This is a genomic window from Agrobacterium tumefaciens (assembly GCA_025560025.1).
Taxonomy (GTDB): Bacteria; Pseudomonadota; Alphaproteobacteria; order Rhizobiales; family Rhizobiaceae; genus Agrobacterium.
This window is the reverse complement of sequence record CP048485.1, coordinates 2232895-2257500: the sequence shown is the minus strand read 5'-3', so window position 1 is coordinate 2257500 and position 24606 is coordinate 2232895. Positions and strand designations below refer to the sequence as shown.

Genomic DNA, 24606 nt, shown 5'->3' with positions numbered 1-24606 from the left:
TCTCCAAGCCTAAGTACTCGTGCATGACCGATAGCGAACAAGTACCGTGAGGGAAAGGTGAAAAGCACCCCGACGAGGGGAGTGAAATAGAACCTGAAACCGGATGCCTACAAACAGTCGGAGCCCGCAAGGGTGACGGCGTACCTTTTGTATAATGGGTCAACGACTTAGTGTAACTAGCAAGCTTAAGCCGGTAGGTGTAGGCGCAGCGAAAGCGAGTCTGAATAGGGCGATTGAGTTAGTTGCATTAGACCCGAAACCGAGTGATCTAGCCATGAGCAGGCTGAAGGTTGGGTAACACCAACTGGAGGGCCGAACCCGTATCTGTTGCAATAGATTGGGATGACTTGTGGCTAGGGGTGAAAGGCCAATCAAACTCGGAAATAGCTGGTTCTCCGCGAAATCTATTTAGGTAGAGCGTCGACCGAATACCCTCGGGGGTAGAGCACTGGATGGGCTATGGGGACTCACCGTCTTACTGATCCTAACCAAACTCCGAATACCGAGGAGTACTAGTCGGCAGACACACGGCGGGTGCTAACGTCCGTCGTGAAAAGGGCAACAACCCTGACCTCCAGCTAAGGTCCCCAAGTCATGGCTAAGTGGGAAAGGATGTGAGGATCCCAAAACAACCAGGATGTTGGCTTAGAAGCAGCCATCATTTAAAGAAAGCGTAACAGCTCACTGGTCTAAATAAGGGTCTTTGCGCCGAAAATGTAACGGGGCTAAAGCCATGCACCGAAGCTGAGGATATGCCGTAAGGCATGTGGTAGCGGAGCGTTCCGTAAGTCTGTGAAGGCGGACCCGTGAGGGCTGCTGGAGATATCGGAAGTGCGAATGTTGACATGAGTAACGATAAAGGGAGTGAGAGACTCCCTCGCCGAAAGACCAAGGGTTCCTGCTTAAAGTTAATCTGAGCAGGGTTAGCCGGCCCCTAAGACGAGGCGGACACGCGTAGTCGATGGGAACCACGTTAATATTCGTGGGCCTGGTGGTAGTGACGGATCTCGTGTGTTGTACATTCTTATTGGATTGAATGTGCGGCGAAGAGGTTCCAGGAAATAGCTCCACCGTATAGACCGTACCCGAAACCGACACAGGTGGTCAGGTAGAGTATACCAAGGCGCTTGAGAGAACTATGTTGAAGGAACTCGGCAAATTGCACGCGTAACTTCGGAAGAAGCGTGACCCCATTTTAGGCAACTATGATGGGGTGGCACAGACCAGGGGGTAGCGACTGTTTATCAAAAACACAGGGCTCTGCGAAGTAGCAATACGACGTATAGGGTCTGACGCCTGCCCGGTGCTGGAAGGTTAAAGGGAGGGGTGCAAGCTCTGAACTGAAGCCCCAGTAAACGGCGGCCGTAACTATAACGGTCCTAAGGTAGCGAAATTCCTTGTCGGGTAAGTTCCGACCTGCACGAATGGCGTAACGACTTCCCCGCTGTCTCCAACATAGACTCAGTGAAATTGAATTCCCCGTGAAGATGCGGGGTTCCTGCGGTCAGACGGAAAGACCCCGTGCACCTTTACTATAGCTTTACACTGGCATTCGCCAAGGCATGTGTAGGATAGGTGGTAGGCTTTGAAGCAGGGACGCCAGTCTTTGTGGAGCCATCCTTGAAATACCACCCTTATCTTCGTGGATGTCTAACCGCGGTCCGTTATCCGGATCCGGGACAGTGTATGGTGGGTAGTTTGACTGGGGCGGTCGCCTCCGAAAGAGTAACGGAGGCGCGCGATGGTGGGCTCAGACCGGTCGGAAATCGGTCGTCGAGTGCAATGGCATAAGCCCGCCTGACTGCGAGACTGACAAGTCGAGCAGAGACGAAAGTCGGTCATAGTGATCCGGTGGTCCCGTGTGGAAGGGCCATCGCTCAACGGATAAAAGGTACGCCGGGGATAACAGGCTGATGACCCCCAAGAGTCCATATCGACGGGGTTGTTTGGCACCTCGATGTCGACTCATCGCATCCTGGGGCTGGAGCAGGTCCCAAGGGTATGGCTGTTCGCCATTTAAAGCGGTACGTGAGTTGGGTTCAGAACGTCGTGAGACAGTTCGGTCCCTATCTGCCGTGGGTGTAGGAATATTGACAGGATCTGTCCCTAGTACGAGAGGACCGGGATGGACGTATCTCTGGTGGATCTGTTGTCCTGCCAAGGGCATAGCAGAGTAGCTATATACGGAATGGATAACCGCTGAAGGCATCTAAGCGGGAAACCAACCTGAAAACGAGTGTTCCCTATCAGAGCCGTGGAAGACGACCACGTTGATAGGACGGGTGTGGAAGCATGGCAACATGTGAAGCTTACCGTTACTAATAGCTCGATCGACTTCTTCGTTCCCATTGAATATGTTCATCAAGCAAAGCTTGATGACATCATCTTCTGTCCTCACGGGCCACAAGGCCCTGCGGACGGCGCGCCAAACGATTGGCGACGGACTAGCGTCCTGTATGGCTGCCAAACTCAACATCGAGCAAGGCAGGCAAGCGGACCAGTCACAGAAAGACGTGTAAATTAAAACGAAGCGCAAGCTTCCCAGCTTCTCGAAACAACACGCATGTGAAAACATGTTCAATGTTGCGTTTTGCCGACCTGGTGGTTATCGCGGGGCGGCTGCACCCGTTCCCTTTCCGAACACGGCCGTGAAACGCCCCAGCGCCAATGGTACTTCGTCTCAAGACGCGGGAGAGTAGGTCGCTGCCAGGTCTGCAAAACGCAACATTCTATCTTCTCTAAACAAACTTCGGCCCAGCCGATACATAGGGCCGCTTACGCGGCCTTTTTGCATTCCGGGACTTAAAACCATAAGGCAAACGCCTCGTGCGTCCCTAACAGGAGACAAATCGCCTTCCGCAATTTGCTCCGGCACTAGCCATCACAGCTTCCCTGTGATGCAGTCGCGATAAATCCAATAGGGATTTACGCTGGTAACGCGGGGTGGAGCAGCCCGGTAGCTCGTCAGGCTCATAACCTGAAGGCCGCAGGTTCAAATCCTGCCCCCGCAACCAATACTCATAAGACATTCAGGACTTATCAAAGGGCCCGAGGAAACTCAGGGCCCTTTTGGTGTTGTGCGGAAATTGTCATTCAAGCAGCTAAGCCGGCCGCCCGTAAACAGGTAAATGCAGAAATGCAGGCATGGAACCGCCCTCTGATCGCCTGGCGTGATAGAGGCGGGCGGTGTCGAGTGCCTCCCGGATGGTCATGTCCATGTCGAGATAGCGATAGGTCCCGAGGCGGCCGACAAAGGTGACGGATGTTTCCCGCTCGGCGCGCGCCACGTATTCGGCAAGCTGCTCCTTATCCTTGACCAACCGAACCGGATAATAAGGAATGTCATGCGGGCCGCAGGCGCGGGAAAATTCCCTATAACAAACGGAGCCGGCAGGCTCTTCCCACGGGGAAAAATGCTTGTGTTCGGTGATGCGGGTAAAGGGCACGGAAACATCGCCATAGTTCATCACCGCGCAGCCCTGATAGTCGCCATCATAGGTGAAACGTTCGAAGTCGAGTGTTCGGTACGCCAGCCGGCCGAGTTCGAAGTCGAAATAGCCATCGAGCGGGCCTGAATAGAAGACGTGTTTGCAAGCCCCTGCATCGGCACGGTGGAATTGTGTGCCGAGCTTCACCGTTATGTTTGGATGATTGAGGATACGCTCGATCATGTCGGTATATCCGGTTTCCGGCATGCCCTGATATTTGTGGAAGAAATAGTTGTCGTCATAATTGAAGCGTAGGGGGAGGCGTTTCAGGATCGACGCGGGCAGGTCGGCCGGTGGGCAGCCCCATTGCTTCTCCGTATATCCCTTAAAGAAGGCTTCGTAGAGTTCCGGGCCGACAAACCGCAGCGCCTGCTCCTCGAAGGTCTGCGGATTGATGATCGACTTGTCGGCCCTCTCTTCTATGAAGGTTCTCGCTTCATCGGGCCGGAAATTCTTGCCGAAGAACTGGTTGATCGTGTGCAGATTGACCGGCAGGGAATAGACACGCTCGCCGCTCGTCGTTTTGACCCGGTTCTTGTAAGGCATGAACGTCTGGAAGCTGTTGACATAGTCCCAGACCTCCTTGTCGTCCGTATGGAAGATATGCGGGCCGTAAACATGCACCATAACGCCGGTTTCGCCGTCACGCTCGGTGTGGCAATTACCGGCAATGTGATTGCGGGCATCGATGATCTCGACCATATGGCCTGCCTGGGCGAGCTCCCGTCCAATGACCGCCCCGGAAAGCCCGGCGCCGACAATGACAATTCTTTCATCCGCGCTCATTGAGAACTCGTCCTGTTCATATGTCGCCGCCGGCGGGGGCGGTAAAGATTTGCATTGAAGAGGTGGTGTTGAGGGTAGTTTCGGCCAGGCGAGAATATCGACGGTCAGCGGGAAATAGTGATATCCGGCTCGCGCCGTTCGGTTTCTCGCTCAGTCTTTTGGTGTCTGCCACAGGCGACGGTCATATGGGATCGGCGCATAGTCGTGCCACTGATTGAGCTTCTTGAGGTAGCGTCTGCGGTAGCTTTGTTCGTCCTCAAACTCGATATTTTCCAATACGGCTTCCGCACCCACGTCATAGTAGAGATCGAGATTGCTGAGATCCGGCACAGGCGTCTCGCCGCGTTCGCATTCGCCCTGCATTTGCCAGAACAGTTCGTCCAGACGCCGTGCCAGGGCAGGAATATCGCGCAATACACTTGTGTCGCTTTGCCGGGCGATCGACTCTCTCACCTTAAGAAGGCTCTTCCTGTCGTGGGCAAAACCCACGGCGCGGGCGACATAGTCTTCGGGCGACGAGCAGAGCATCTCCGGGACACCGGCTGCGGTGACGATGCTGCCGCAGAAACGCGCGGCAAATGTCTTGCCTGACATGGTGAGGACGGGCAGGCCGGATGTTATCGCATCAGCCGCGGTGGAATGTGCGCCATAGGGGAAGGTGTCCAGAAACAGATCGGCGACGCCGATACGGGCAATATGCATCGGGTTCGGGACTTTCGGCGCGAATACGAGCCGCTCGGGTGCGACGCCGTTCCGTTGCGCGACGTCTCGCAGGCGCTGATTGACATCTTCATCGCCCGTCAGGAGCCACAATAGGCTGCCCGGCGTCTGCGACAGGATCGTCATCCATCGTGCAAAGCAGTTTTGCGTGATCTTCTGCATGCCGTTGAAGCTGGCATAAACGAATGCGTCCTCCGGCAGTCCGACGTCTGCTCGGCTCGGTCGCTCCGCGATGGGCCGCTTGCGGTCGAGCGGCTGATCGCACGCGATGCGCAGCACCTTTTCGGTGTAATAGATTTCGTTCTCCTCCGGGATCATATACCCGTCGGAGATCAGATACTGATGGAACGGGCTTCCCATCGATCCGGGGTAGCCGCAGAAGCTGACGATGACCGGCGCAGGCCTATAGGCGAAAATTTTTGCGCGTGCGTCCTTGGTGTAGCCGTTCACGTCGATCAGGATATCGATTTCATCGGATATGATCTGCGATGCGGCAGAGCTATCATCCAGGCCGTGAATATCCCGCCAGCAATGGACCGCGGCTTTTATCCTCTGCTGGGTGCTGTCCGTATTGCGTACATTGCCGGAATAATAAGCGAAGACCTCAAGACTGTTCCTGTCGTGCAGCTCCAGAACCTCGCAGAGAGCGAAGCCGACGGCATGATCGCGAAGATCCGATGAGAGGTAGCCGACGCGCAGACGTTGACCGGTCCCGGACTTGTGTTTCGGCAATCTGCGCGGAAAGCGGGTGAGGTCCGGACGTGCGCCAATCAGCGTTTTGCTCAGGCGATAGGCTTTGGCAAGCTGGAACATTGGATCGTCGGCGTAGCAACTCAACGTCAGCGATGACATGGCGTCAAGCATCTTGCGGGCAGGGACGTGGCTCGATGGTTCAAGCACCGGCCATTTGCACTGGCGCTGTCGCAACGCTGCCCAGTGTTGACCTGATTCCGGCGCCTCCGGCCGCAGCTCGAACGCCTGCAGCAAAGCGGCTTCAGCCTCCTCAAGTTTTCCGGCACTTTCGAGGACCCGGCCAATGTTCTGCAGGACCAAATGCCGATGCTCAACCGCTTCGGCATCGAGATTTTTCGTGGCCTCGGCATATTGCGACCATTGCTCCACCGCCTGACCGATCAGGCCGGCATCTTCAAGCACGCGACCGAGATTGATGTGGCCGGGAGCGAATTGCGGATTGGCCTTTAAGCAGGCGTGAAACGCCTGGACGGCGCCTGCGCTATCACCAAGCTGGCTTAGCACGACAGCGTAGTTGAAGTAGGCGACGTGGATTGCGGGATTATTGTCGTTGAATGCGACCCAGGTTTTGTAGAGTTCCCCGGCGGCGGTTAGCTGACCGGCGGCACCAAGAGCCTCGGCCAGACGCAAAAGATCCAGAAGACTGAGTTGCTGGTTCCGCGCCAGATCAAGTGCGCTCGGAGCATCGTCGTTTGAAGTAGAGGCGTGGCTGGCGGTCATGGCATCCTGCGGTAAAACGACAAGGTCGAAAGTAGAAGCGGCCCAGACGGGTCATTTTTAGTTATAGTAGATAACTTGCCTGGGGCTGGATGTGTCACGTCAGCATCAATGTCGTGCCAAGCTTATGGATCGCATGTTGAAGTTTATTGACAGTCAGACTCCCATGTTTTGAACCGCTGACGCTGTTATTACGGGTCAGGCTTTTCGCATGTTCTAGCGATAGGAATGTTTCATCCTGTAGCTCGCCAGCGCAATTGATGGATTGATCTGATAGACGCTGTCGAAATCCTCGTCCGTGAAGTATTGGTAGGAATGAGCGGCATGTTCCCGGAAAAGGCCGAGCAGATCATGCCGCATCTGCCTGTTTGCCCATTCCAGCAAACCCGCCTTGAAGATGATGAAGATCGGATAATATTTCGCTCTGAAGATCGGGCTATCGTTGAAAAGCTTCTCCGCGTCCTTAAGCGCCGCGAACATGTCCAGGCGGCGCTCGTCGAAGGTACTCGTGTGCTGCTCGCGACCGGGAACAAGGCGGTGTGTCGTCAGGCTGCTGTTAATGGCCAGGAATTGTCCGGCATTCATATAGGCTGCCCAGTGCGGCAGGATGTCTTCGTTGATCCGTGCCGTGGAGAAACGCCAGCCTGTCCGGCGGATGAATGACGTCCGCAAAATCTTGTTCCATGGGTAGTTGATCGTCACCAGGAACTGTACGGGGCCGTATCGAGATCGATCAGTGCCCTGTCGCGGTTACCGAGGACGTCGTTCCAGATATTCCTGTCGATAGGGGGCATCTCCCCGGGTGGGCCATCGGCCGTTCTGAGCACATTATATCTGAATGCCGCGACATCGACATTCGTCTCATCCATCAGGGGCAGGACTGTATCGATGGCTCCTGCAGCCAGGAGGTCGTCGGCATCGTGAAACAGGCAATATTCGCTGTCGATGGTCGCCAGCGCCCTGTTGCGGGCGACGCCCGGCCCGGTGTTCATCTCATTGCGCATCAGCCTTATATTGGCGTATTGCGCCATATATTGCTCAACGATGTCGCAAGTATTGTCGGTGGAGGCATCGTCGATGACGACGATATCCATATCGGTTTCATTGCGCAGAACGCTGTCGAGCGTCTCGCCGATGAGACTGGCTATGTTGAAGGCCGGAATGATGACGGATATCTTTGCCATGATGGAAACTCGATGTCCTCTGGGCGCATTCTGGAATTAAAATGCATCCATGCTACGACGCGACCTTGAGCCGCGTCGTAGATTGTCTGGTTTCTTCGGGCCTTACACTGTCTTGTAGGCCTTGATGATAGCCTCGACCTGTCCATCGTTCATCACCCCGAGCTGTTGGGACGAGAACGCTCCAGCATTGGTGCTGCCGAGACCGGTGAGGGTGGCTGTGGTGAGACCGGCGATGGCATTGATGCCGATGGCCTTGATCTCATCGGTAGAGAAGAGCTTGAGCTCGTCGCTGTTGAGGGTGCCGATCTGTGCGGAGCTGAGACCTGCGATCTGATCCGAAGTAAGTGCCTGTATCCGCTCGGTCGAGAGGGCTTCGAACTGCGTCGAGGAGAGCGCCGCGACCTGTGCTCGGCTCAGGGCAGCGATGGTGCCGGTGGTCATCTTGCTGGCATCGAGGCCGGCAAAGGCTCTGGTGCTGATGGCCTTGATCTCATCGGTGGAGAAGGCGGCCAGATTGTCGGTCGACAATGCGCCAAGCTGTGTCGAGGACAGGGCTGCGATCTGTGTCTTCGTCAATGCCGCGGCATTGGTGCTGCTGAGGCCGGAGAGGGCGGCTGCGGAAAGGCCGGTGATGGCATTAACGCTGATGGCCTTGATCTCGTCGGTGGAGAAAAGCGCGAGTTCGGCGCTGCTGAGAGTGCCGATCTGTGCGGAGCTGAGGCCGGCAATCTGATCCGAGGTGAGCGCCTGGACGCGATCGGTCGAGAGGGCTTCGAGTTGTGCCGAAGAGAGTGCTGCGACCTGTGCTCGGCTCAGGGCAGCGATGGCGCCGGTGGTCAGCTTGCTGGCATCGAGGCCGGCGAGAGCTCTGGTGTTGATTGTCTTGATCGCGTCGGTGGAGAAGGTGGCGAGGCTCTCGGAGGACAGAGCGCCAAGCTGTGTCGAGGACAGGGCTGCGATCTGTGTCTTCGTCAGTGCCGCGGCATTGGTGCTGCTGAGGCCGGAGAGGGCGGCTGCGGAAAGGCCAGTGATGGCGTTGACGCTGATGGCCTTGATCTCATCGGTGGAGAAAAGCGCGAGTTCGGCGCTGCTAAGGGTGCCGATCTGTGCGGAGCTGAGACCTGCGATCTGATCCGAGGTGAGCGCCTGTATCCGATCGGTCGAGAGGGCTTCGAGTTGTGCCGAAGAGAGTGCTGCGACCTGTGCTCGGCTCAGGGCGGCGATGGTGCCGGTGGTCAGTTTGCTGGCATCGAGGCCGGCAAAGGCTCTGGTGCTGATGGCCTTGATCTCATCGGTGGAGAAGGCGGCCAGATTGTCGATCGACAATGCGCCAAGCTGTGTCGAGGACAGGGCTGCGATCTGTGTCTTCGTCAATGCCGCGGCATTGGTGCTGCTGAGGCCGGAGAGGGCGGCCGCGGAAAGGCCGGTGATGGCGTTGACGCTGATGGCCTTGATCTCGTCGGTGGAGAAAAGCGCGAGTTCGGCGCTGCTGAGAGTGCCGATCTGTGCGGAGCTGAGGCCGGCAATCTGATCCGAGGTGAGCGCCTGGACGCGATCGGTCGAGAGGGCTTCGAGTTGTGCCGAAGAGAGTGCTGCGACCTGTGCTCGGCTCAGGGCAGCGATGGCGCCGGTGGTCAGCTTGCTGGCATCGAGGCCGGCGAGAGCTCTGGTGTTGATTGTCTTGATCGCGTCGGTGGAGAAGGTGGCGAGGCTCTCGGAGGACAGAGCGCCAAGCTGTGTCGAGGACAGGGCTGCGATCTGTGTCTTCGTCAGTGCCGCGGCATTGGTGCTGCTGAGGCCGGAGAGGGCGGCTGCGGAAAGGCCAGTGATGGCGTTGACGCTGATGGCCTTGATCTCATCGGTGGAGAAAAGCGCGAGTTCGGCGCTGCTAAGGGTGCCGATCTGTGCGGAGCTGAGACCTGCGATCTGATCCGAGGTGAGCGCCTGTATCCGATCGGTCGAGAGGGCTTCGAGTTGTGCCGAAGAGAGTGCTGCGACCTGTGCTCGGCTCAGGGCGGCGATGGTGCCGGTGGTCAGTTTGCTGGCATCGAGGCCGGCAAAGGCTCTGGTGCTGATGGCCTTGATCTCATCGGTGGAGAAGGCGGCCAGATTGTCGGTCGACAATGCGCCAAGCTGCGTTGACGACAGGGCTGCGATCTGTGTCTTTGTCAGTGCCGCCGCGTTTTCGGTGCTGAGACCGGAGAGGGCGGCCGCGGAAAGGCTGGCGATGGCGTTGACGCTGATGGCCTTGATCTCATCGGTGGAGAAAAGCGCGAGTTCGGCGCTGCTAAGGGTACCGATCTGCGCGGAGCTGAGACCGGCAATCTGAGTAGAGTTCAGCGCCTTGATCTGTTCAGTCGACAGGGCTTCAATCTGGCTGGCGTACAGCGCCGTGACCTGAGATGCCGACAGGCTGTTGATCTGAGCGGAGCTCAGTTTTGCGATCTGGGTCAGGGTTAGTCCCTTGACGGCGCTCACCGAAATGGCGCGGAGGTCTTCGGAGCCGAAAAGAGCGAGGTTATCTGTGCTCAAAGAGGCGATCTGAGACGAGGTGAGTGCCTTGATCCTGTTGCTATCCAGGGCATTAACGTCCGCCGAGGTCAGGCCGGCGATTGTGGACGTGGAAAGCCTGGAAATCTGCACAGCAGACAGTGAAGAGAGAATTGAAGTCATGAACGTGTCCCTTTAACCGGATGGCGACTGGTCACGCCTATCTGCCGCCAGACACCGTTCTTGATGACAACGGTCCGACATCTGCAAATAAAGCGAAATTGTGAAGAACATGGCTCATGTGAACCTGCGCCGGAAAAGCATCATGCAATTCGAGCCGGAGAATTGGCCCGGATTTTCCACGCTAGCTTGTGCGAATGCCGCTCAATAATTTCTATCGCCTAAGAATTGTTGCGATATGAGGTTCATATCATTTAAACATTTAAAGTCGAGTTAATACTTGGTAGGTGTAAATTTAATTCTTTTAGATTGTTTATTTTATATATTTATGGAACATAATATACTTAAATAGAATAATTTGATTTTTATATAAATTAATATATTTGCATATTTAACTCGATTATATCTGCAATATGCCTTATCTGATGATTTTTATAATTATCCAGCAAAGTATATTTCTGAATTTAATCTATGGCTATCGCGCGGATTTTGACGAGAAGCTGCAGGGCTTCGTATGACTGCGTTTCTTTTCGATCCCGCAGGCAGGTTCACTGCCCATGACGTGTCATGCTGCCAAGCTCAGGGAGCGTGACGGAGAGAATCGTCTTCATAGGGTCGGTTTGGGGACTCGCCGGTCATGCCGACGGCAAACATCTATTTTTTCTAATTTAAAGAATAGGCGACAAATACGAGAATATTTGATAGATTCAAAGTTACCGGTTGCGGTTTGACGCATGGATAAAAAATCACCGGGCGTCCCCATGCCGCAGGCCGGATCATGGCGCAGGAGGAGAGATGCTATGACGGCATTCCATGTCATGGCCGGCGCGAGCGGCGAATTTGCACGCCCCGAAGTCCGGAAGATAAATGTAGCGGATCTTGTGGATGCCCTGAAGTTGGGGCTTGAGGACTTTCGAGAGAAACCCTCCCATTACGTTTTTATCTGTCTTATGTATCCGATCGCGGGTGTTTTTCTCATCATGTGGAGTTCCGGCGCCAATCTGCTGCCGCTGATTTATCCTTTGATGTCAGGTTTTGCCTTGATCGGCCCGATCGCGGCCATCGGTCTTTATGAAATCAGTCGACGCCGTGAGCAGGGGTTGGATAGCTCCTGGCGTCACGCACTGGAGGTTCGGCACTCTCCGGCGTTGCCGTCGATCATTGCCGTCGGTGTCATGCTGTTTGCGCTTTTCGTCGTCTGGCTGATTGTCGCGCAGCACATCTACACCACGAGTTTCGAGGCGGTTGGCCCGGTCTCGTTCTCAACATTTGTGTCAGACGTTCTGACGACCCCGCAAGGGCTGTCCCTCATCATCTGGGGTAACCTGGCCGGTTTCGTTTTCGCGGTCATTGTGCTGGCGACAACGGTGGTGGCTTTCCCGCTGATGCTGGACCGGGATGTGGGCGCGGTTGCGGCGGTGGATGCGAGCATACGCGCCACGCTTGCCAATCCGGTTCCGGTTGCGCTCTGGGGGCTGATCGTCGCAGCGCTGCTCGTCGTCGGCACGATCCCGGTTTTCATCGGCCTTGCGGTCGTTATGCCCATCCTCGGGCACTCGACCTGGCATCTCTATCGGAAATTGATCGTTCCCGTTTATCCAAACCGTAAGTCTTGAATTCATAACGAAACCTAGTTGTCGATCATCCTTCCCGCCGTTGCGGCTTCCCCCAAAGGGAGCTGTGCCGGCAGGGATGGCGATGGAGCGCGTGAGGATGTCATGTTGTATCGATTTCTTGCCGTCTGTCTGCTTTTCGCCATTACCCTTCCGCTTGAGGCGCGCGCGCAGGAGGGCGACCCTGCCGCAGGCGCCACCATTTTCAAGAAATGCGGCATTTGCCATGTGGCCGAAACGGACCAGAACAAGGTGGGGCCCTCGCTGAACGGCCTGTTCGGCAGAACCGCCGGCACGCATCCGAATTTCGCCTATTCACAGGCGATGCAGGATGCCGGCAAGGCCGGGCTGGTGTGGAGCGAGACGTCGCTTCGCGATTATCTGCACGACCCCAAGGCGAAGGTTAAAGGCACGAAAATGGCCTTTGTCGGACTGAAGGACGACACCGAAATCACCAATCTGATCGCCTATCTGAAGCAATATTCCAAGTAGCGGGATGACGCGTGGAAGAGCCGGGTCGGACTGACGTGATAAGGCCGAAAGAGGGGCGGACCGCCATTGCCGTCGCAATTGCCCGCCCAACGCGTTCATGAGATAATGCTAATACATTTCGCGACAGGATTGTGGAAATATTCGCGGCCGTGTCAGGGAAGTGTCAGGGGAGGAGGCGATGGCTGTCGTTGTGGTTCTCGTTCTACTGGTGGTGGGATCGATCATATTCCATCTTCTCAGCCCTTGGTGGTGGACGCCAATCGCGTCGAACTGGAGCTATATCGACAATACGATCACCATCACCTTCTGGATCACCGGCTTCGTTTTCTCGGCCGTCGTATTGTTCGTCGCCTATTGCGTGTTCCGCTTCAGGCACCGCCCCGGAAACCGGGCCGCATATCAGCCCGAAAACAAGCGCCTGGAATGGTGGCTGGCGGGTGGCACCGGGGTCGGGGTGGCCGCGATGCTTCTGCCGGGCCTCTTTGTGTGGAAACAATTCGTCACTGTTCCGGATGGTGCCGGTGAGGTGGAAGTCGTCGGTCAGCAATGGCAATGGAGTTTCCGGCTGCCGGGAGCGGATGGACGGCTCGGACGTGCGGATACGCGCGCCATTGCGCCTGACAATCCGCTCGGTGTGAACAGAAACGATCCCGCCGGAATGGACGATGTCATCGTCGAGGGCGGCGAGTTGCATTTACCCGTCGGCACGCCGGTGAAAATGCTGCTGCGCGCGGTCGATGTGGTGCATGATTTCTACGTGCCGGAATTCCGGGCCAAGATGGACATGATCCCCGGTTCGGTTACCTATTATTGGTTCACGCCGACACGGACCGGAACCTTCGAGGTTCTGTGCGCGGAACTGTGCGGCGTCGGCCATCCGCAGATGCGCGGCACTGTCGTCGTCGATACCGAGGCCGACTATCAGGCCTGGTTACAGCAGCAGCCGACTTTCTCGAAATCGCTGGCCCTGGCGGAAAAGTCGGCGGCCAGATGAGCGCCATGCATCGTTGAAGGAAAAACCGCGTCGGAGGAAACAGGGAGGACAGGAGATGGTCGAGATTGGGTCCGGCGCGGGGCAGGTCATCCAGCCAGCCGAGGTCGAGGATGTCGAGCTTTATCACCCGAAAAGCTGGTGGACGAAATATGTCTTCAGCCAGGATGCCAAGATCATTGCCATCCAGTATTTTCTGACCGCGACGGCAATCGGCATGGTGGCGCTGGTGCTTTCCTGGTTGATGCGCCTGCAACTCGGCTTTCCCGGTTATTTCTCCTTCATCGACGCCGAACACTACTATCAGTTCATCACCATGCACGGCATGATCATGGTGATCTATCTGCTGACAGCATTGTTTCTCGGCGGTTTCGGCAATTATCTGATCCCCTTGATGCTCGGCGCCCGCGACATGGTGTTTCCCTATGCGAACATGCTGAGCTACTGGCTTTATCTGCTCGCCGTGCTCGTGCTGGTCGCCGGCTTCTTCGCGCCCGGCGGGCCAACGGGCGCCGGATGGACGCTTTATCCACCGCAGTCCCTGCTTTCGGGAACACCGGGCGGGCGCGACTGGGGCATCATCCTGATGCTGTCATCGTTGATCCTGTTCATCATCGGTTTCACTTTGGGCGGGCTGAATTACGTCGTCACCGTGTTGCAGGGGCGCACGCGCGGCATGACGCTGATGCGCATGCCCCTGACGATATGGGGCATATTCACGGCGACCGTCATGGCGCTGCTTGCCTTCCCGGCGCTCTTCGTCGCCGCCGTGATGATGTTGTTCGACCGGTTGCTCGGCACGAGTTTCTTCATGCCCGCCATCGTCGAGATGGGCGAACAGTTGAAGCAGGGCGGCGGCAGTCCCATCCTGTTTCAGCACCTCTTCTGGTTCTTCGGCCATCCGGAGGTCTATATCGTCGCGCTTCCTGCTTTTGGCATCGTCTCGGATCTGATCAGCACCCATGCGCGCAAGAACATCTTCGGTTACCGGATGATGGTCTGGGCGATCGTCATCATCGCGGCGCTGAGCTTTGTCGTCTGGGCGCATCATATGTATGTCAGCGGCATGAATCCGAATTTCGGGTTCTTTTTCGCCACCACGACGCTGATCATCGCCGTGCCGACGGCGATCAAGGTCTATAATTGGGTGCTGACGCTCTGGCGCGGCGATATCCATCTGAATTTGCCGATGCTGTTTGCGCTCGCCTTCATCGTCACCTTCATCAATGGCGGCTTGACCGGTCTCTTCCTCGGCAATGTCGTCGTCGACGTGCCGCTTTCGGATACCATGTTCGTTGTCGCCCATTTCCACATGGTGATGGGGGTTGCGCCCATCATGGTGGTCTTCGGCGCGATCCATCACTGGTATCCCAAAGTCACCGGCCGCATGCTGAATGCGGCGATGGGGCATATCCATTTCTGGATCACCTTTCTCGGCGCATATGCCATCTTCTTCCCGATGCATTATCTTGGCCTGATGGGCGTACCGCGCCGTTATTACGAACTGGGCGAGACTGCATTCATTCCGCCTTCTGCGCATACGCTGAACATGTTCATCACCGTCGCCGCGCTGATCGTCGGCGCGGCGCAATTGCTGTTCCTGTTCAATCTCGCCTGGAGCCTGCGCTGGGGCAAAGAGGCGGGTGGCAATCCGTGGCGGGCAACGACACTGGAATGGCAGACGCCGCAAACGCCGCCGGTTCACGGAAACTGGGGTAAGGAACTGCCGGTCGTCTATCGCTGGCCCTATGACTACAGCGTTCCCGGCGCGGCTGAGGACTTCCTGCCGCAAAACCAGCCGGCTGCGGCGGGACCGTCCGAGAGGGCGTTGTCATGAGCGCCATTCTCATTTTCATGGCCGGTATTGCCTGCATTATCGGCTGGTGGATGGCCAGCCAGCGGTTAACCTCGAAGCCCTGGCTAGAAGCGGGCGTGTCAGACGATGCGCAGGGGATGCGGGGCTCATCGGAAACAATCGCCAAACTGGGGCTCGGCGTTTTTCTTGCTGTCGTCGGTGCCCTGTTCACACTGTTCATCAGCGCCTATCTTGGCCGCATGGGCGGTGCCGACTGGTGGGGTATCCCGATCCCGCGGTTGCTGTGGGTAAATACGGTCGCCCTTGCCGCCGGCAGCGTCGCGCTGCAATGGGCTAAAACCGAAGCCCGCGTAGATCGGCGCGAAATGCTGGATCTGGCGCTTGCCGTGGCGTTCGTGACGGCTGTTCTCTTTGTTGTCGGGCAGGGTCTGGCGTGGCGGCAACTGGCGTCCGCGGGTTATGTGCTGGCGGATAACCCATCGAACAGCTTCTTCTACATGATCACCGGGTTGCATGGCCTGCACATATTGGGCGGGCTTTTCGTGCTCGGGCGCACGGCAATCCGCGCCCGGATCGGCCCTGCTGCGAGAGTTCGCCTGAGCGTGGATCTCTGCGCCATCTACTGGCATTTCATGTTCGTCGTCTGGCTGATCCTTTTTGCAATCTTCGCCGGCTGGGCGAATAGTTTTGTCGATCTCTGCCGTCAATTGGTCACGTGAGGAGTGTCGATCATGACCGCATCCACGGAAAGACCCTTAAGCGATCCACATCTGCGGCCAACGGGACTGCGCGGCGTTGCCGCCGATCTGTCATCGGACCAGCGGGCGTTCAAGAGCGTCTCCTGGGGCAAGGCGATGATGTGGATTTTCATCCTGAGCGACACCTTCATTTTCGGCTGCTTTCTTCTGGCCTATATGTCCGCGCGCATGTCGACCACCGCCACCTGGCCCAATCCGAGCGAGGTTTTCGCCCTGACGATCGGTGGCAAGGACATTCCGCTGATCCTGATTGCGATCATGACTTTCGTCCTCATCAGCAGCAGCGGCACGATGGCCATGGCCGTCAACTTCGGATACCGCCGCGATCGGCGCAAAACCGCCGCGCTGATGCTGGTGACTGCCACCCTCGGCGCGACATTTGTCGGAATGCAGGCATTCGAATGGACGAAACTGATCGCGGAAGGTGTTCGCCCCTGGGAAAACCCCTTCGGTGCCGCGCAATTCGGTTCGTCTTTCTTCATGATCACGGGTTTTCACGGCACCCATGTTTCGATCGGGGTGGTGTTTCTTCTGATCGTGGCGCGGAAGGTCTGGCGGGGGGATTTCGATCAGGAAAGACGAGGATTTTTCACCAGCCGGAAAGGCAATTACGAGATCGTCGAGATAACCGGGCTTTACTGGCACTTCGTGGATCTGGTGTGGGTCTTCATCTTTGCATTCTTCTATCTGTGGTGAGGGAGCATGGCATCATGACGCAGCAACAGTCACAACAGGGACAGCAGCATCCGATAAAACTTTATATGGTGGTCTGGGGACTGCTTTTTGTCCTCAGCGCCTGCTCCTATCTCGTCGACTATCTCGGCATCCAGAGCTATCCCAGATGGTCGCTGATCCTCCTGTTCATGGCCCTGAAGGCCGGGCTGATCATTGCGATTTTCATGCATATGGCCTGGGAACGGCTGATCTTGATCTATGCCGTCCTTCTTCCCCCCGTCCTCGTGCTGGTTTTCACAGCTTTGATGGTCTCGGAATCCCACTACACGCTCCTGACCCGTCTGGCTTTTCTGGGGGCTGGTTCATAGCAGGCCGATCTCAGGGCTTTTGCCGCGCGCTGGACAGGTCTGGACGTGAAGGCGATGGATGGCTGACTCACATCAGGGACTCGCCAATGATCCTGCTGTGGATCGATCGGGAGATGGCGTGGTGTTCAAACCCGGAAGAACGGCGCGGATATGGTTGCCGAGAACTCGGACGGTCGAGGATGTCTGCGGATCGGCAAATTCCATCGCAATGCCGATGGTCGGCAGGGGCGGCAGCCCCTTTTCCACGATATGAAGGTCGGGGGGAACGGCTGTCCTTGTCAGGACACTGATCGCGTGGCCGGAGCGGGCGATGGCGATGAGGCCGGCAAGGCTGTTGCTGGCAAAGGCAACACGGTAACGGCGATTGGCAGCTCCCATGGCATCGCAGGCCGCACGGTGGTCAAGTGTCGCCGGTGCCGAAAGAGCAAGCGGCAGAATGTCCTTGGCAAGCAGATCCGGTTCCGGCTTATCCGCAACCCAGACGAAGCTCTCACTGCGCAGGACGTCGTCATGGTCCGGATCGGATTGCGAGACCAGCGCGATGTCGATCTGTCGCCGCTGCAGGAGTGGGCGCAATTCTATTGTCGGCGCGCAAACCATGCGCAGTTCGACCTTGGGGTGGCTGGCGCAGAAGCCGCGCAGCAACTCCGGCAGGAAGGCAATCGAATAATCCTCAGGGCACCCCAGGCTGACGGCACCCTGTAATGTCTCCCCGCTCATGTCGGCAAGGATTTCGTCATGCCGGGCAAGGAGCGCGCTGGCATGGGCGAGAAGTTTCTCGCCGGCAGCAGTTACCCGCACGCCGGAGCCCGTTCGCTGAAGCAGGGTGTGGCCGACCAGTTCTTCAAGCCGCTGCATCTGCGTGCTCAGCGCCGATTGCGTGCGCCCAACCTGCATCGCAGCCACGCTGATGGAGCCGGCACGGGCAACGATGACAAAGTTCTTCAGGAGCGTCAGGTCGAGCATGGCGATATCAAAATTATCAATATCTGAGTAAAATACTATCAATTAGACTGGAGCGGCAAGCGCTTGTTATTCTCCGGGAAGATAAATTGGGGAACGCATCATGGACAATCTCGCAAAAAGCTTTGCCTCGCTCAATGAAGACCCGGCCTTCTGGGAGGCCGCCAACACACATCTGACCCGTTACGGACCCGCCTTCGAGGATATCATTGTCGAGCGCGCCGAGGGCAGTTTTGTCTATGATGCGGATGACCGCGCCATTCTCGATTTCACCTCGGGCCAGATGAGCGCTTTGCTCGGACACACCCACCCGGATATCGTCACTACCGTCAACCGGCAGATGGCCTCGGTCGCGCATCTCTTTTCCGGCATGCTGTCGCGCCCGGTGGTCGAGCTTGCAACGCGGCTGGCGGCTCTGGCACCGGGGCTGGACCGCGTGCAATTGCTGACGACCGGGGCGGAATCCAACGAAGCGGCGATCCGCATGGCAAAGCTCGTCACCGGCGGTCACGAGATCGTCGCTTTCGCGCAGAGCTGGCATGGCATGACGGGCGCTGCGGCTTCGGCCACCTATAGCGCCGGCCGGCGGGGGTATGGCCCGGCCACGGCCGGCTCGCTGGTCATACCGGCCCCAAATGCCTATCGCCCGCGCTTCAAGAACCCCGATGGATCGAACGACTGGCAGGCGGAACTGGACGATGCTTTCGAGCTGATCGACCGTCAGTCGACCGGTAACCTGGCTGCCTTCATCGCCGAACCCATCCTGTCGAGCGGCGGCATCCTCGAACTCCCGCTCGGGTATCTCGCCGCCCTGAAGAAGAAATGCGAGGAGCGCGGCATGCTGCTCATCCTCGATGAAGCCCAGACCGGCGTTGGCCGTACCGGGCACATGTTCGCCTTTCAGCGCGACGGCGTGACGCCTGATATCATGACCCTGTCGAAGACGCTCGGCGCCGGCTTGCCGCTTGCTGCCGTCATGACCAGCGCAGAGATCGAGCAGAAGGCATTCGAGAGGGGCTTTCTGTTCTATACCACCCATGTCTCCGATCCGCTGCCGGCGGCTGTCGGTGTGACTGTTCTCGATGTCGTGGCGCGCGATGGACTGGTTGAGCAGGCGATCGCCCGTGGAAACCGTCTGAAAGACGGTCTCCTGTCGCTGCAACAGCGGTTCGAATGTGTCGGCGATGTGCGCGGGCGCGGGCTTCTGCTCGGACTGGAGGTTGTCGCCGACCGGCACACGAAAGCCCCCGGTTTCGAGCTTGGCGCCCGTATCATGCAGGAGGCGATGCTGCGGGGCATGAGCATGAACATCGTCAAGCTGCCCGGCATGGGCGGCGTCTTCCGCATTGCACCGGCCTTGACCGTCTCGGATGCTGAGATCGATCTTGGACTGGAGATATTGGCGGCGTCGATCGAAGCGGCGCAGAAGGCCGGCTAGGTTCGCCACAGTAATGATTTGCCTCTCGCCGGTGTCTGCACGCGCCGGCGAGAGGCACGGTTACGTAGATTATGCCCGTTTGCTGACGGTGTTCGTTCCGAAGATGAGCTGCTGCGCCATCGGCCGGCCGATAAAGCGCTCCGGGAAGATCGGCTGTGGAGCGCTGGCCCTGTTCAGTCGCTCAAGCTGATCCTGCGTGAAGGAAACGCTCAGGGCGCCGAAATTATCCTCGGCCTGCTCAAGGGTGCGTGCGCCCATGACCGGGGAAACGACCGCGGGATTTATCAGCGTCCAGGCAAGGGCGACCTGCGATCGCGAAACGCCGAGTTCCTCCGCGACTGCGCCGACGACATCGGCGACGGCGAGCGAGTGTTCATTGAGGTGGCCGGTCGATGCGATCACGCCCTTGCGGGTTGCCGCGACATTCGCCCCATTCTCGTCGCTCAGATCCGCGCGGCCATATTTGCCTGTGAGGATGCCGCCGCCGAGCGGGGACCATGGAAGAACACCGAGGCCCAGCGCCCTGGCCATGGGCATAAGCTCATGTTCGACGGTCCGCTCGACCAGGCTGTATTCGATCTGAAGCGCCACGAAGGGTGACCAGCCGCGGAGATCGGCAAGGGTCTGCATCTGCGCTACGCGCCATGCGGGCGTGTTACAAATGCCAACATAGAGGATCTTGCCGGCTCTCACGAGGTCATCGAGCGAGCGCATGGCTTCTTCGGGCGATGTCGTGAAATCCCAGGCATGCAGGTAAAGGAGATCGATCCGGTCCGTGTCCAGCTGGCGCAGGCTCGTTTCTACCGACCGCACGAGGTTGAAACGATGGTTGCCGCCGGAATTGATATTCGCCGGATCACGGGCCATCGTAAATTTGGTAGCAAGCACGATATTATCGCGCTTTTCTTTGATAAAGCCGCCAAGAAGGCGTTCCGAGGCTCCGTTGGTGTAGTTGACGGCGGTATCGATGAAGTTGCCGCCTCTGTCGACATATGCATCGAAAATGCGTCTGGCTTCTTCAGCGTCGGCTCCCCAACCCCAGTCAGACCCGAAGGTCATCGTGCCGAGCGAGAGCGGCGAGACACGCAGCCCGGATCGGCCGAGCAGCCTGTATTGATCGAGTGATTTCACTTCAGCCATGTTGGTATACTCCATTGGTCTTCGTTGAAGCGCTGGGATGCGCCGGGTGGGTGACACCTTTTTCCGCGAAAGACCTGCGAGGGCGGTAGACCGGATTTCCGGAATTCTTGCACGATTGTCTCAAGTGGGCAGGCCAAGACTGCCTTGTCGGACCGAAATATTGTCCGTGATTCTTGCACGATTGTCCGAGAGGCGCGGTTCAGACTTTCGTCACGTGGATGCATATGAGATAAATGGCGAATGACCTCGGACCGCCACATCGTCGATATCATCACCCGTCACGCACCCCGAGACGGCACTTTTGAATGCCGGTTACCGGGGGTGAAGCTCATCCGCTGTTCCCACCCGACCCTCCCCATGCCGGTGATCTATGAGCCGACGCTTTGTCTTGTGGCACAGGGCCGCAAGCAGGCGGTGCTGGGGCAATCGGCATTCATCTATGACAAATCGCGTTATCTGATTGCCTCAGTTGATCTTCCCGTCATGGGCTCCGTCATCGAGGCGAGTGCGGAAGAGCCATATCTGTGCATGCAGCTCGATCTTGATACGGTCGAGCTGGCGGAACTGGCGATCCGCTATCCGTCGAAATCTCCCGGAAAATCCCGGCCGTCGGCCGGTCTGCTGCTGAATGAGACCAATCCCGGGGTGCTCGATGCGGCGGCACGCCTGTTGAGCCTTCTGGATACGCCTGACGATATTGACGCGATTGCGCCGCTGGCGCTGCGGGAGATACTCTATCGGCTGCTGACCGGGCCGGGTGGTGACGTTGTCCGTCACATGGCACAGGCGGGTACCCATCTCCATCAGATTGCCCGGGCAATCGTCTGGATCAGAGGCCATTTCCGCGAAGCCTGCCCCATCGAGACAGCGGCCGAAATAGCCGGAATGAGCCGCTCCACCTTTCACGCTCATTTCAAGGCGATCACCTTGATGAGCCCGTTGGAATTCCGGGCGGAATTGCGGCTGCAGGAGGCAAGACGCCTGATGCTCAGCGAAGGGCTGGATGCAGCAAGCGCGGGGTTTCAGGTTGGCTATTCAAGCCCGTCGCAGTTTTCGCGCGAATATGTTCGGGTTTTCGGAATGCCGCCATCGAAGCACACCAATCTCCTGCGTCATCCTGTCGATGATCGGCCAGTGCCCCAGAGCACGGCAGCCAGCTAGGCAATAGCTGGGCCGGCACCCTATTTCATGTGGTCGGTGCCTGCCGGAAAAGTCAGCTGCACCCTTGCGCCTTCGCCGGGTTTTGAACGGATATGCGCCTCGCCGCCGCTCTGGCGGACGAAGCCGTAGACCATGGCGAGGCCGAGACCCGCGCCGCCATATTCTTCACGCGTGGTGAAATAGGGTTCGAATGCCTTGTCCACGGCCTCGGGCGTCATGCCGATGCCCTCGTCGGTAACGGCAATGACCAGCACATCCTTCTCGGCCGTAGCTTCGATCAAGATCAGGCCGCCGTCCGGCATGGCCGCTGCGGCATTCAGGCAGAGATTGAGGATGGACTGTTCGAAGAGCGCAGGATCGAGTTGGATCGACGGAAGGTTGTCATCGAGGTCAAGCGCGATGCGGCATTTCGGGCCGACCGCGATCTCGAGAATATCGGCCATGCCGCGCAGCAGGTTCGCGACGTTGATGTGGCTGGCATGGATCGGCTGCTGGCTGCCGATGGTCAGCATGCTGCTGGCGAGAGACCGGCCGCGATCCGCCGCCTTGCGGATACGGGCGATATGCCGGTTCTGGCGATCGTTGAAACCGGCTTCCCGCTCCAGGAGGCCGAGACTGCCGGTGATGATGCCGATCATGTTGCCCACCTCATGACTGACCTGGTGGGTCATGCGCATGATGCCGTCCAGTCGCTGGGCCTTTACGGCTTCTGCTTCCTGGCGATCAAGAGCCGTCACATCACGGGCGAGCAGGACGATGCCGCCATCCGGCTGGCGTGACATCGAGACTTCGATCACCAGCTGATCTGCGGTGCGATGGCGCACGACGGCGCGGTCCATCAACTCGCCGTGCCCGGTTTCAAAGGGCAATAATGCGGGGTCGATTTCCGGGATGGGTTCGACAAAACGGCGAAGCGGCAGCTTTCGCGATGAGCCGGAGCGTCCGACAAGCTCGATGATGCGGCGGTTCATGGTGATCGGCAGGCCAGCCGGATCAAACAGTGCTATTCCCTCATTCATGTTGCGGAAGGTCGAGCGGATGGTGCGCGCCGCCGCCTCTGCCGTGCGTCTGAGGCGCGAGACCCGGTCGACGCTGTCATGGAAGGCACGGAAGGCATCGAGCAGGCGGATCAACTCCGTCTCGGGCCCGGTGTAGGACGGCGGGCCGACATCCTTCTCTCCCTTGGCAAGCGCGTTCATGCCGTTGGAGAGAGAGGCGATGCCGCGCGAGACGCGCATCACCGAGCGGATAGAGAAAATCGCCACCACCAGAACCAGAAGCGATGCGACGGCGACGATGACCAGCAGCCGGCTAAGGGCATCAGAGGTCGAGATCAGGTCCTCGTTCAGGCTGCGGGCAACCGCGTCGCCCTGGGTTTCCGTGACATGGGAGAGATCGCGCGACACGGTGTGAAGCCGCGATACCGACGCGCGGATTGCGAACATTTCCAGAAGATAGCGGCTCTGGGCCTCGAAGACCCGCTCATAGGGCTGCATTTCCGCCACGGGAAGCCGCTCGCCGGGATAACCTTCCTGACGTGCCGTGGTTTCGGCGACGTAGCGGCGGCGCAGTTCGCCCAGCTGGAAGAGGCTGTCGGACGCGGATGCGGCCTGCACGATGCCGTTCATCCGCCGGCGCAGTTCAGGATCGACGATGCCCCGGCCGGTGGCGATTTCGCCGAGCGCCGCTGCCGCGTCCGCCTTGTGGCCCTGCGCCGCATCGGCATCCTTTGCCAGATCCAGCGTCTGCGCCCTGATAAGCTGGAGAAGTTCGACAATGCGGTCGTTGGAAAAGCCGCGCGTGACCCGATCGTCGTTACTCGGTCCTGTCATTTCCAGCAGGATATCGACCTGCTGAACGACGGACCGGCTCTCGCTGGAAACGCGATAGGGAGAGGCCGCGTTCATCAGGAAGGGGGCGCTTGAGACGAGGTCCGAGACCTGCCGCGAGACCAGCGATGCCTTGGCGAGGCTGGAAAACGCCTGCAACCCATAGGCCGCCATTTCATCACGGGCGCGCTGCAGGCCATAAATGGCGATGGCCGAAAGGCTGAAGACGAGGATGCAGATGAAGACGATCGCAAAGGGCAGGCGAAAGGCGATGGAGGAAAGGAAGGAACGGCTGATCACGGGGAAAGCTCGCCCTCGTCGGTATGCAGCACATAACCCTTGCCGCGCCGCGTCTTGATGTGACGCGGCAGGTCCGGATTGCGTTCGATCTTGCGTCTCAGCCGCAGCACCAGCACATCGACATTTCTGTCGATGTAGCGGTCGCTTTCAGAACCCAGCCGGTCGAGTATCTGCGAGCGGCTGACGGGCTGGTTGGGCGTTTCGGCCAGAATCTCCAGAAGCGCGAATTCGGCGCTCGTCAGCGTCTTGCTGCGATCGCTGAGGCAGACCGCCCGGCGCGCATCAAGATCAATCGCCCAGTCGCCGAGGTTGAGTGCCGCGCGGCCATGATCGCGCTCGCTATCCTTTTCCTGTTTCAGCGAGGGGATCGTCCGGCGCAGAACGGCCTTGATCCGGGCCGTGAGTTCGATGGGTTCGAAGGGTTTGACCACGTAATCGTCGGCGGCCGTCTCGAGGCCCAGAACCCGGTCGGCGGCGCTGCCGGCAGCTGTTACCATGACGATGCCGATGTCGATCTGGCTGCGCAGTCGCTGGGCAAAGGTCCGGCCTGACGTGCCGGGCAGATTGTGGTCGACGAGTACAAGCTGCATCCTGTCCCTCGCCAATATCTCGTCTGCTTCCTCGGCGGAGCGCGCGCAGGTGGGCAGCCAGCCCTCGGCCTCGACGAGGTCCGAGATGAGCTCTGCCATATCCGGATCGTCCTCGACGATCAGAATGCGAACCTTCTGATTAAGCACTTTGTAT

At 58.2% G+C, this 24606-nt stretch carries 16 protein-coding genes, 1 tRNA gene, 2 rRNA genes and 1 pseudogene (1 of these 20 only partly in view); 12 read left to right on the top strand and 8 right to left on the bottom strand.

Going from position 1 to position 24606, the window contains the following annotated elements; translation table 11 throughout:
• The 3 genes from FY152_11050 to FY152_11040 all read left to right on the top strand — a co-directional run.
• A 23S ribosomal RNA gene (locus FY152_11050) occupies window positions 1-2350 on the top strand; it begins 453 nt to the left of the window's first position.
• 247 nt (window positions 2351-2597) lie between these two features.
• Window positions 2598-2712, top strand: a 5S ribosomal RNA gene (gene rrf / locus FY152_11045).
• A 225-nt stretch (window positions 2713-2937) separates the two neighbouring features.
• Window positions 2938-3014: transfer RNA gene (locus tag FY152_11040), tRNA-Met, on the top strand.
• Window positions 3015-3101: 87 nt separating this feature from the next.
• On the opposite strand, the gene glf is transcribed toward FY152_11040, so the two are convergent.
• From glf to FY152_11020, 4 genes and pseudogenes are all read right to left on the bottom strand, one after another.
• On the bottom strand, window positions 3102-4274 hold the full coding sequence (glf, locus tag FY152_11035; GenBank protein ID UXS32601.1) for a UDP-galactopyranose mutase: 1173 nt from the start codon (window positions 4272-4274) through the stop codon (window positions 3102-3104).
• Between the two features lie 150 nt (window positions 4275-4424).
• Window positions 4425-6467 carry a glycosyl transferase gene (locus tag FY152_11030; protein UXS32600.1) on the bottom strand — a complete coding sequence of 681 codons (2043 nt, stop codon included), beginning with the start codon at window positions 6465-6467 and terminating at the stop codon, window positions 4425-4427.
• Between the two features lie 213 nt (window positions 6468-6680).
• A pseudogene (locus FY152_11025) lies at window positions 6681-7648 on the bottom strand (glycosyltransferase family 2 protein).
• A 102-nt stretch (window positions 7649-7750) separates the two neighbouring features.
• The gene (locus tag FY152_11020) at window positions 7751-10321 is read right to left on the bottom strand and encodes an ice nucleation-like protein (GenBank protein ID UXS32599.1); all 2571 of its coding nucleotides are present in this window, start codon (window positions 10319-10321) and stop codon (window positions 7751-7753) included.
• A gap of 797 nt (window positions 10322-11118) precedes the next feature.
• Between FY152_11020 and FY152_11015 the strand changes: the two genes are divergently transcribed.
• The 7 genes from FY152_11015 to FY152_10985 all read left to right on the top strand — a co-directional run bounded on the left by FY152_11015 (window position 11119) and on the right by FY152_10985 (window position 17031).
• Window positions 11119-11934: a DUF2189 domain-containing protein gene (locus tag FY152_11015; protein UXS32598.1), complete on the top strand. Its 816-nt coding sequence runs from the start codon at window positions 11119-11121 to the stop codon at window positions 11932-11934.
• A 102-nt stretch (window positions 11935-12036) separates the two neighbouring features.
• A complete protein-coding gene (locus tag FY152_11010; protein ID UXS32597.1) occupies window positions 12037-12423 on the top strand; it encodes a cytochrome c family protein in 387 nt (128 codons plus the stop codon).
• 178 nt (window positions 12424-12601) lie between these two features.
• Window positions 12602-13417 (top strand): cytochrome c oxidase subunit II, encoded by an 816-nt coding sequence (locus tag FY152_11005; protein ID UXS32596.1) that lies wholly within the window; start codon window positions 12602-12604, stop codon window positions 13415-13417.
• A 55-nt stretch (window positions 13418-13472) separates the two neighbouring features.
• A complete protein-coding gene (locus FY152_11000; protein UXS32595.1) occupies window positions 13473-15251 on the top strand; it encodes a cytochrome c oxidase subunit I in 1779 nt (592 codons plus the stop codon).
• Window positions 15248-15949, top strand: a complete 702-nt coding sequence (locus FY152_10995; GenBank protein UXS32594.1) for a cytochrome-c oxidase — start codon at window positions 15248-15250, stop codon at window positions 15947-15949. The genes FY152_11000 and FY152_10995 overlap by 4 nt, the downstream gene beginning before the upstream one ends.
• A 12-nt stretch (window positions 15950-15961) precedes the next feature.
• Entirely contained in the window at window positions 15962-16684 is a 723-nt protein-coding gene (locus FY152_10990) for a bb3-type cytochrome oxidase subunit IV (GenBank protein ID UXS32593.1), read from the top strand.
• Between the two features lie 14 nt (window positions 16685-16698).
• Window positions 16699-17031, top strand: a complete 333-nt coding sequence (locus tag FY152_10985) for a cytochrome C oxidase subunit IV (protein ID UXS32592.1) — start codon at window positions 16699-16701, stop codon at window positions 17029-17031.
• 72 nt (window positions 17032-17103) lie between these two features.
• On the opposite strand, the gene FY152_10980 is transcribed toward FY152_10985, so the two are convergent.
• Complete coding sequence (locus FY152_10980; GenBank protein UXS32591.1) at window positions 17104-17997, bottom strand: LysR family transcriptional regulator; 894 nt, start codon at window positions 17995-17997, stop codon at window positions 17104-17106.
• A 100-nt stretch (window positions 17998-18097) separates the two neighbouring features.
• Between FY152_10980 and FY152_10975 the strand changes: the two genes are divergently transcribed.
• Entirely contained in the window at window positions 18098-19432 is a 1335-nt protein-coding gene (locus FY152_10975; protein ID UXS32590.1) for an aspartate aminotransferase family protein, read from the top strand.
• A 69-nt stretch (window positions 19433-19501) separates the two neighbouring features.
• Here the strand turns inward: FY152_10975 and FY152_10970 are convergent, their stop codons facing one another.
• Window positions 19502-20572, bottom strand: a complete 1071-nt coding sequence (locus FY152_10970; GenBank protein UXS32589.1) for an aldo/keto reductase — start codon at window positions 20570-20572, stop codon at window positions 19502-19504.
• Window positions 20573-20812: 240 nt separating this feature from the next.
• Between FY152_10970 and FY152_10965 the strand changes: the two genes are divergently transcribed.
• Window positions 20813-21733: an AraC family transcriptional regulator gene (locus tag FY152_10965; protein UXS32588.1), complete on the top strand. Its 921-nt coding sequence runs from the start codon at window positions 20813-20815 to the stop codon at window positions 21731-21733.
• Window positions 21734-21753: 20 nt separating this feature from the next.
• On the opposite strand, the gene FY152_10960 is transcribed toward FY152_10965, so the two are convergent.
• Together FY152_10960 and FY152_10955 are read right to left on the bottom strand one after the other, a co-directional pair.
• Complete coding sequence (locus FY152_10960; protein UXS32587.1) at window positions 21754-23862, bottom strand: two-component sensor histidine kinase; 2109 nt, start codon at window positions 23860-23862, stop codon at window positions 21754-21756.
• Entirely contained in the window at window positions 23859-24599 is a 741-nt protein-coding gene (locus FY152_10955; protein UXS32586.1) for a response regulator transcription factor, read from the bottom strand. The genes FY152_10960 and FY152_10955 overlap by 4 nt, the downstream gene beginning before the upstream one ends.
• Between the last annotated feature and the right edge of the window lie 7 nt (window positions 24600-24606).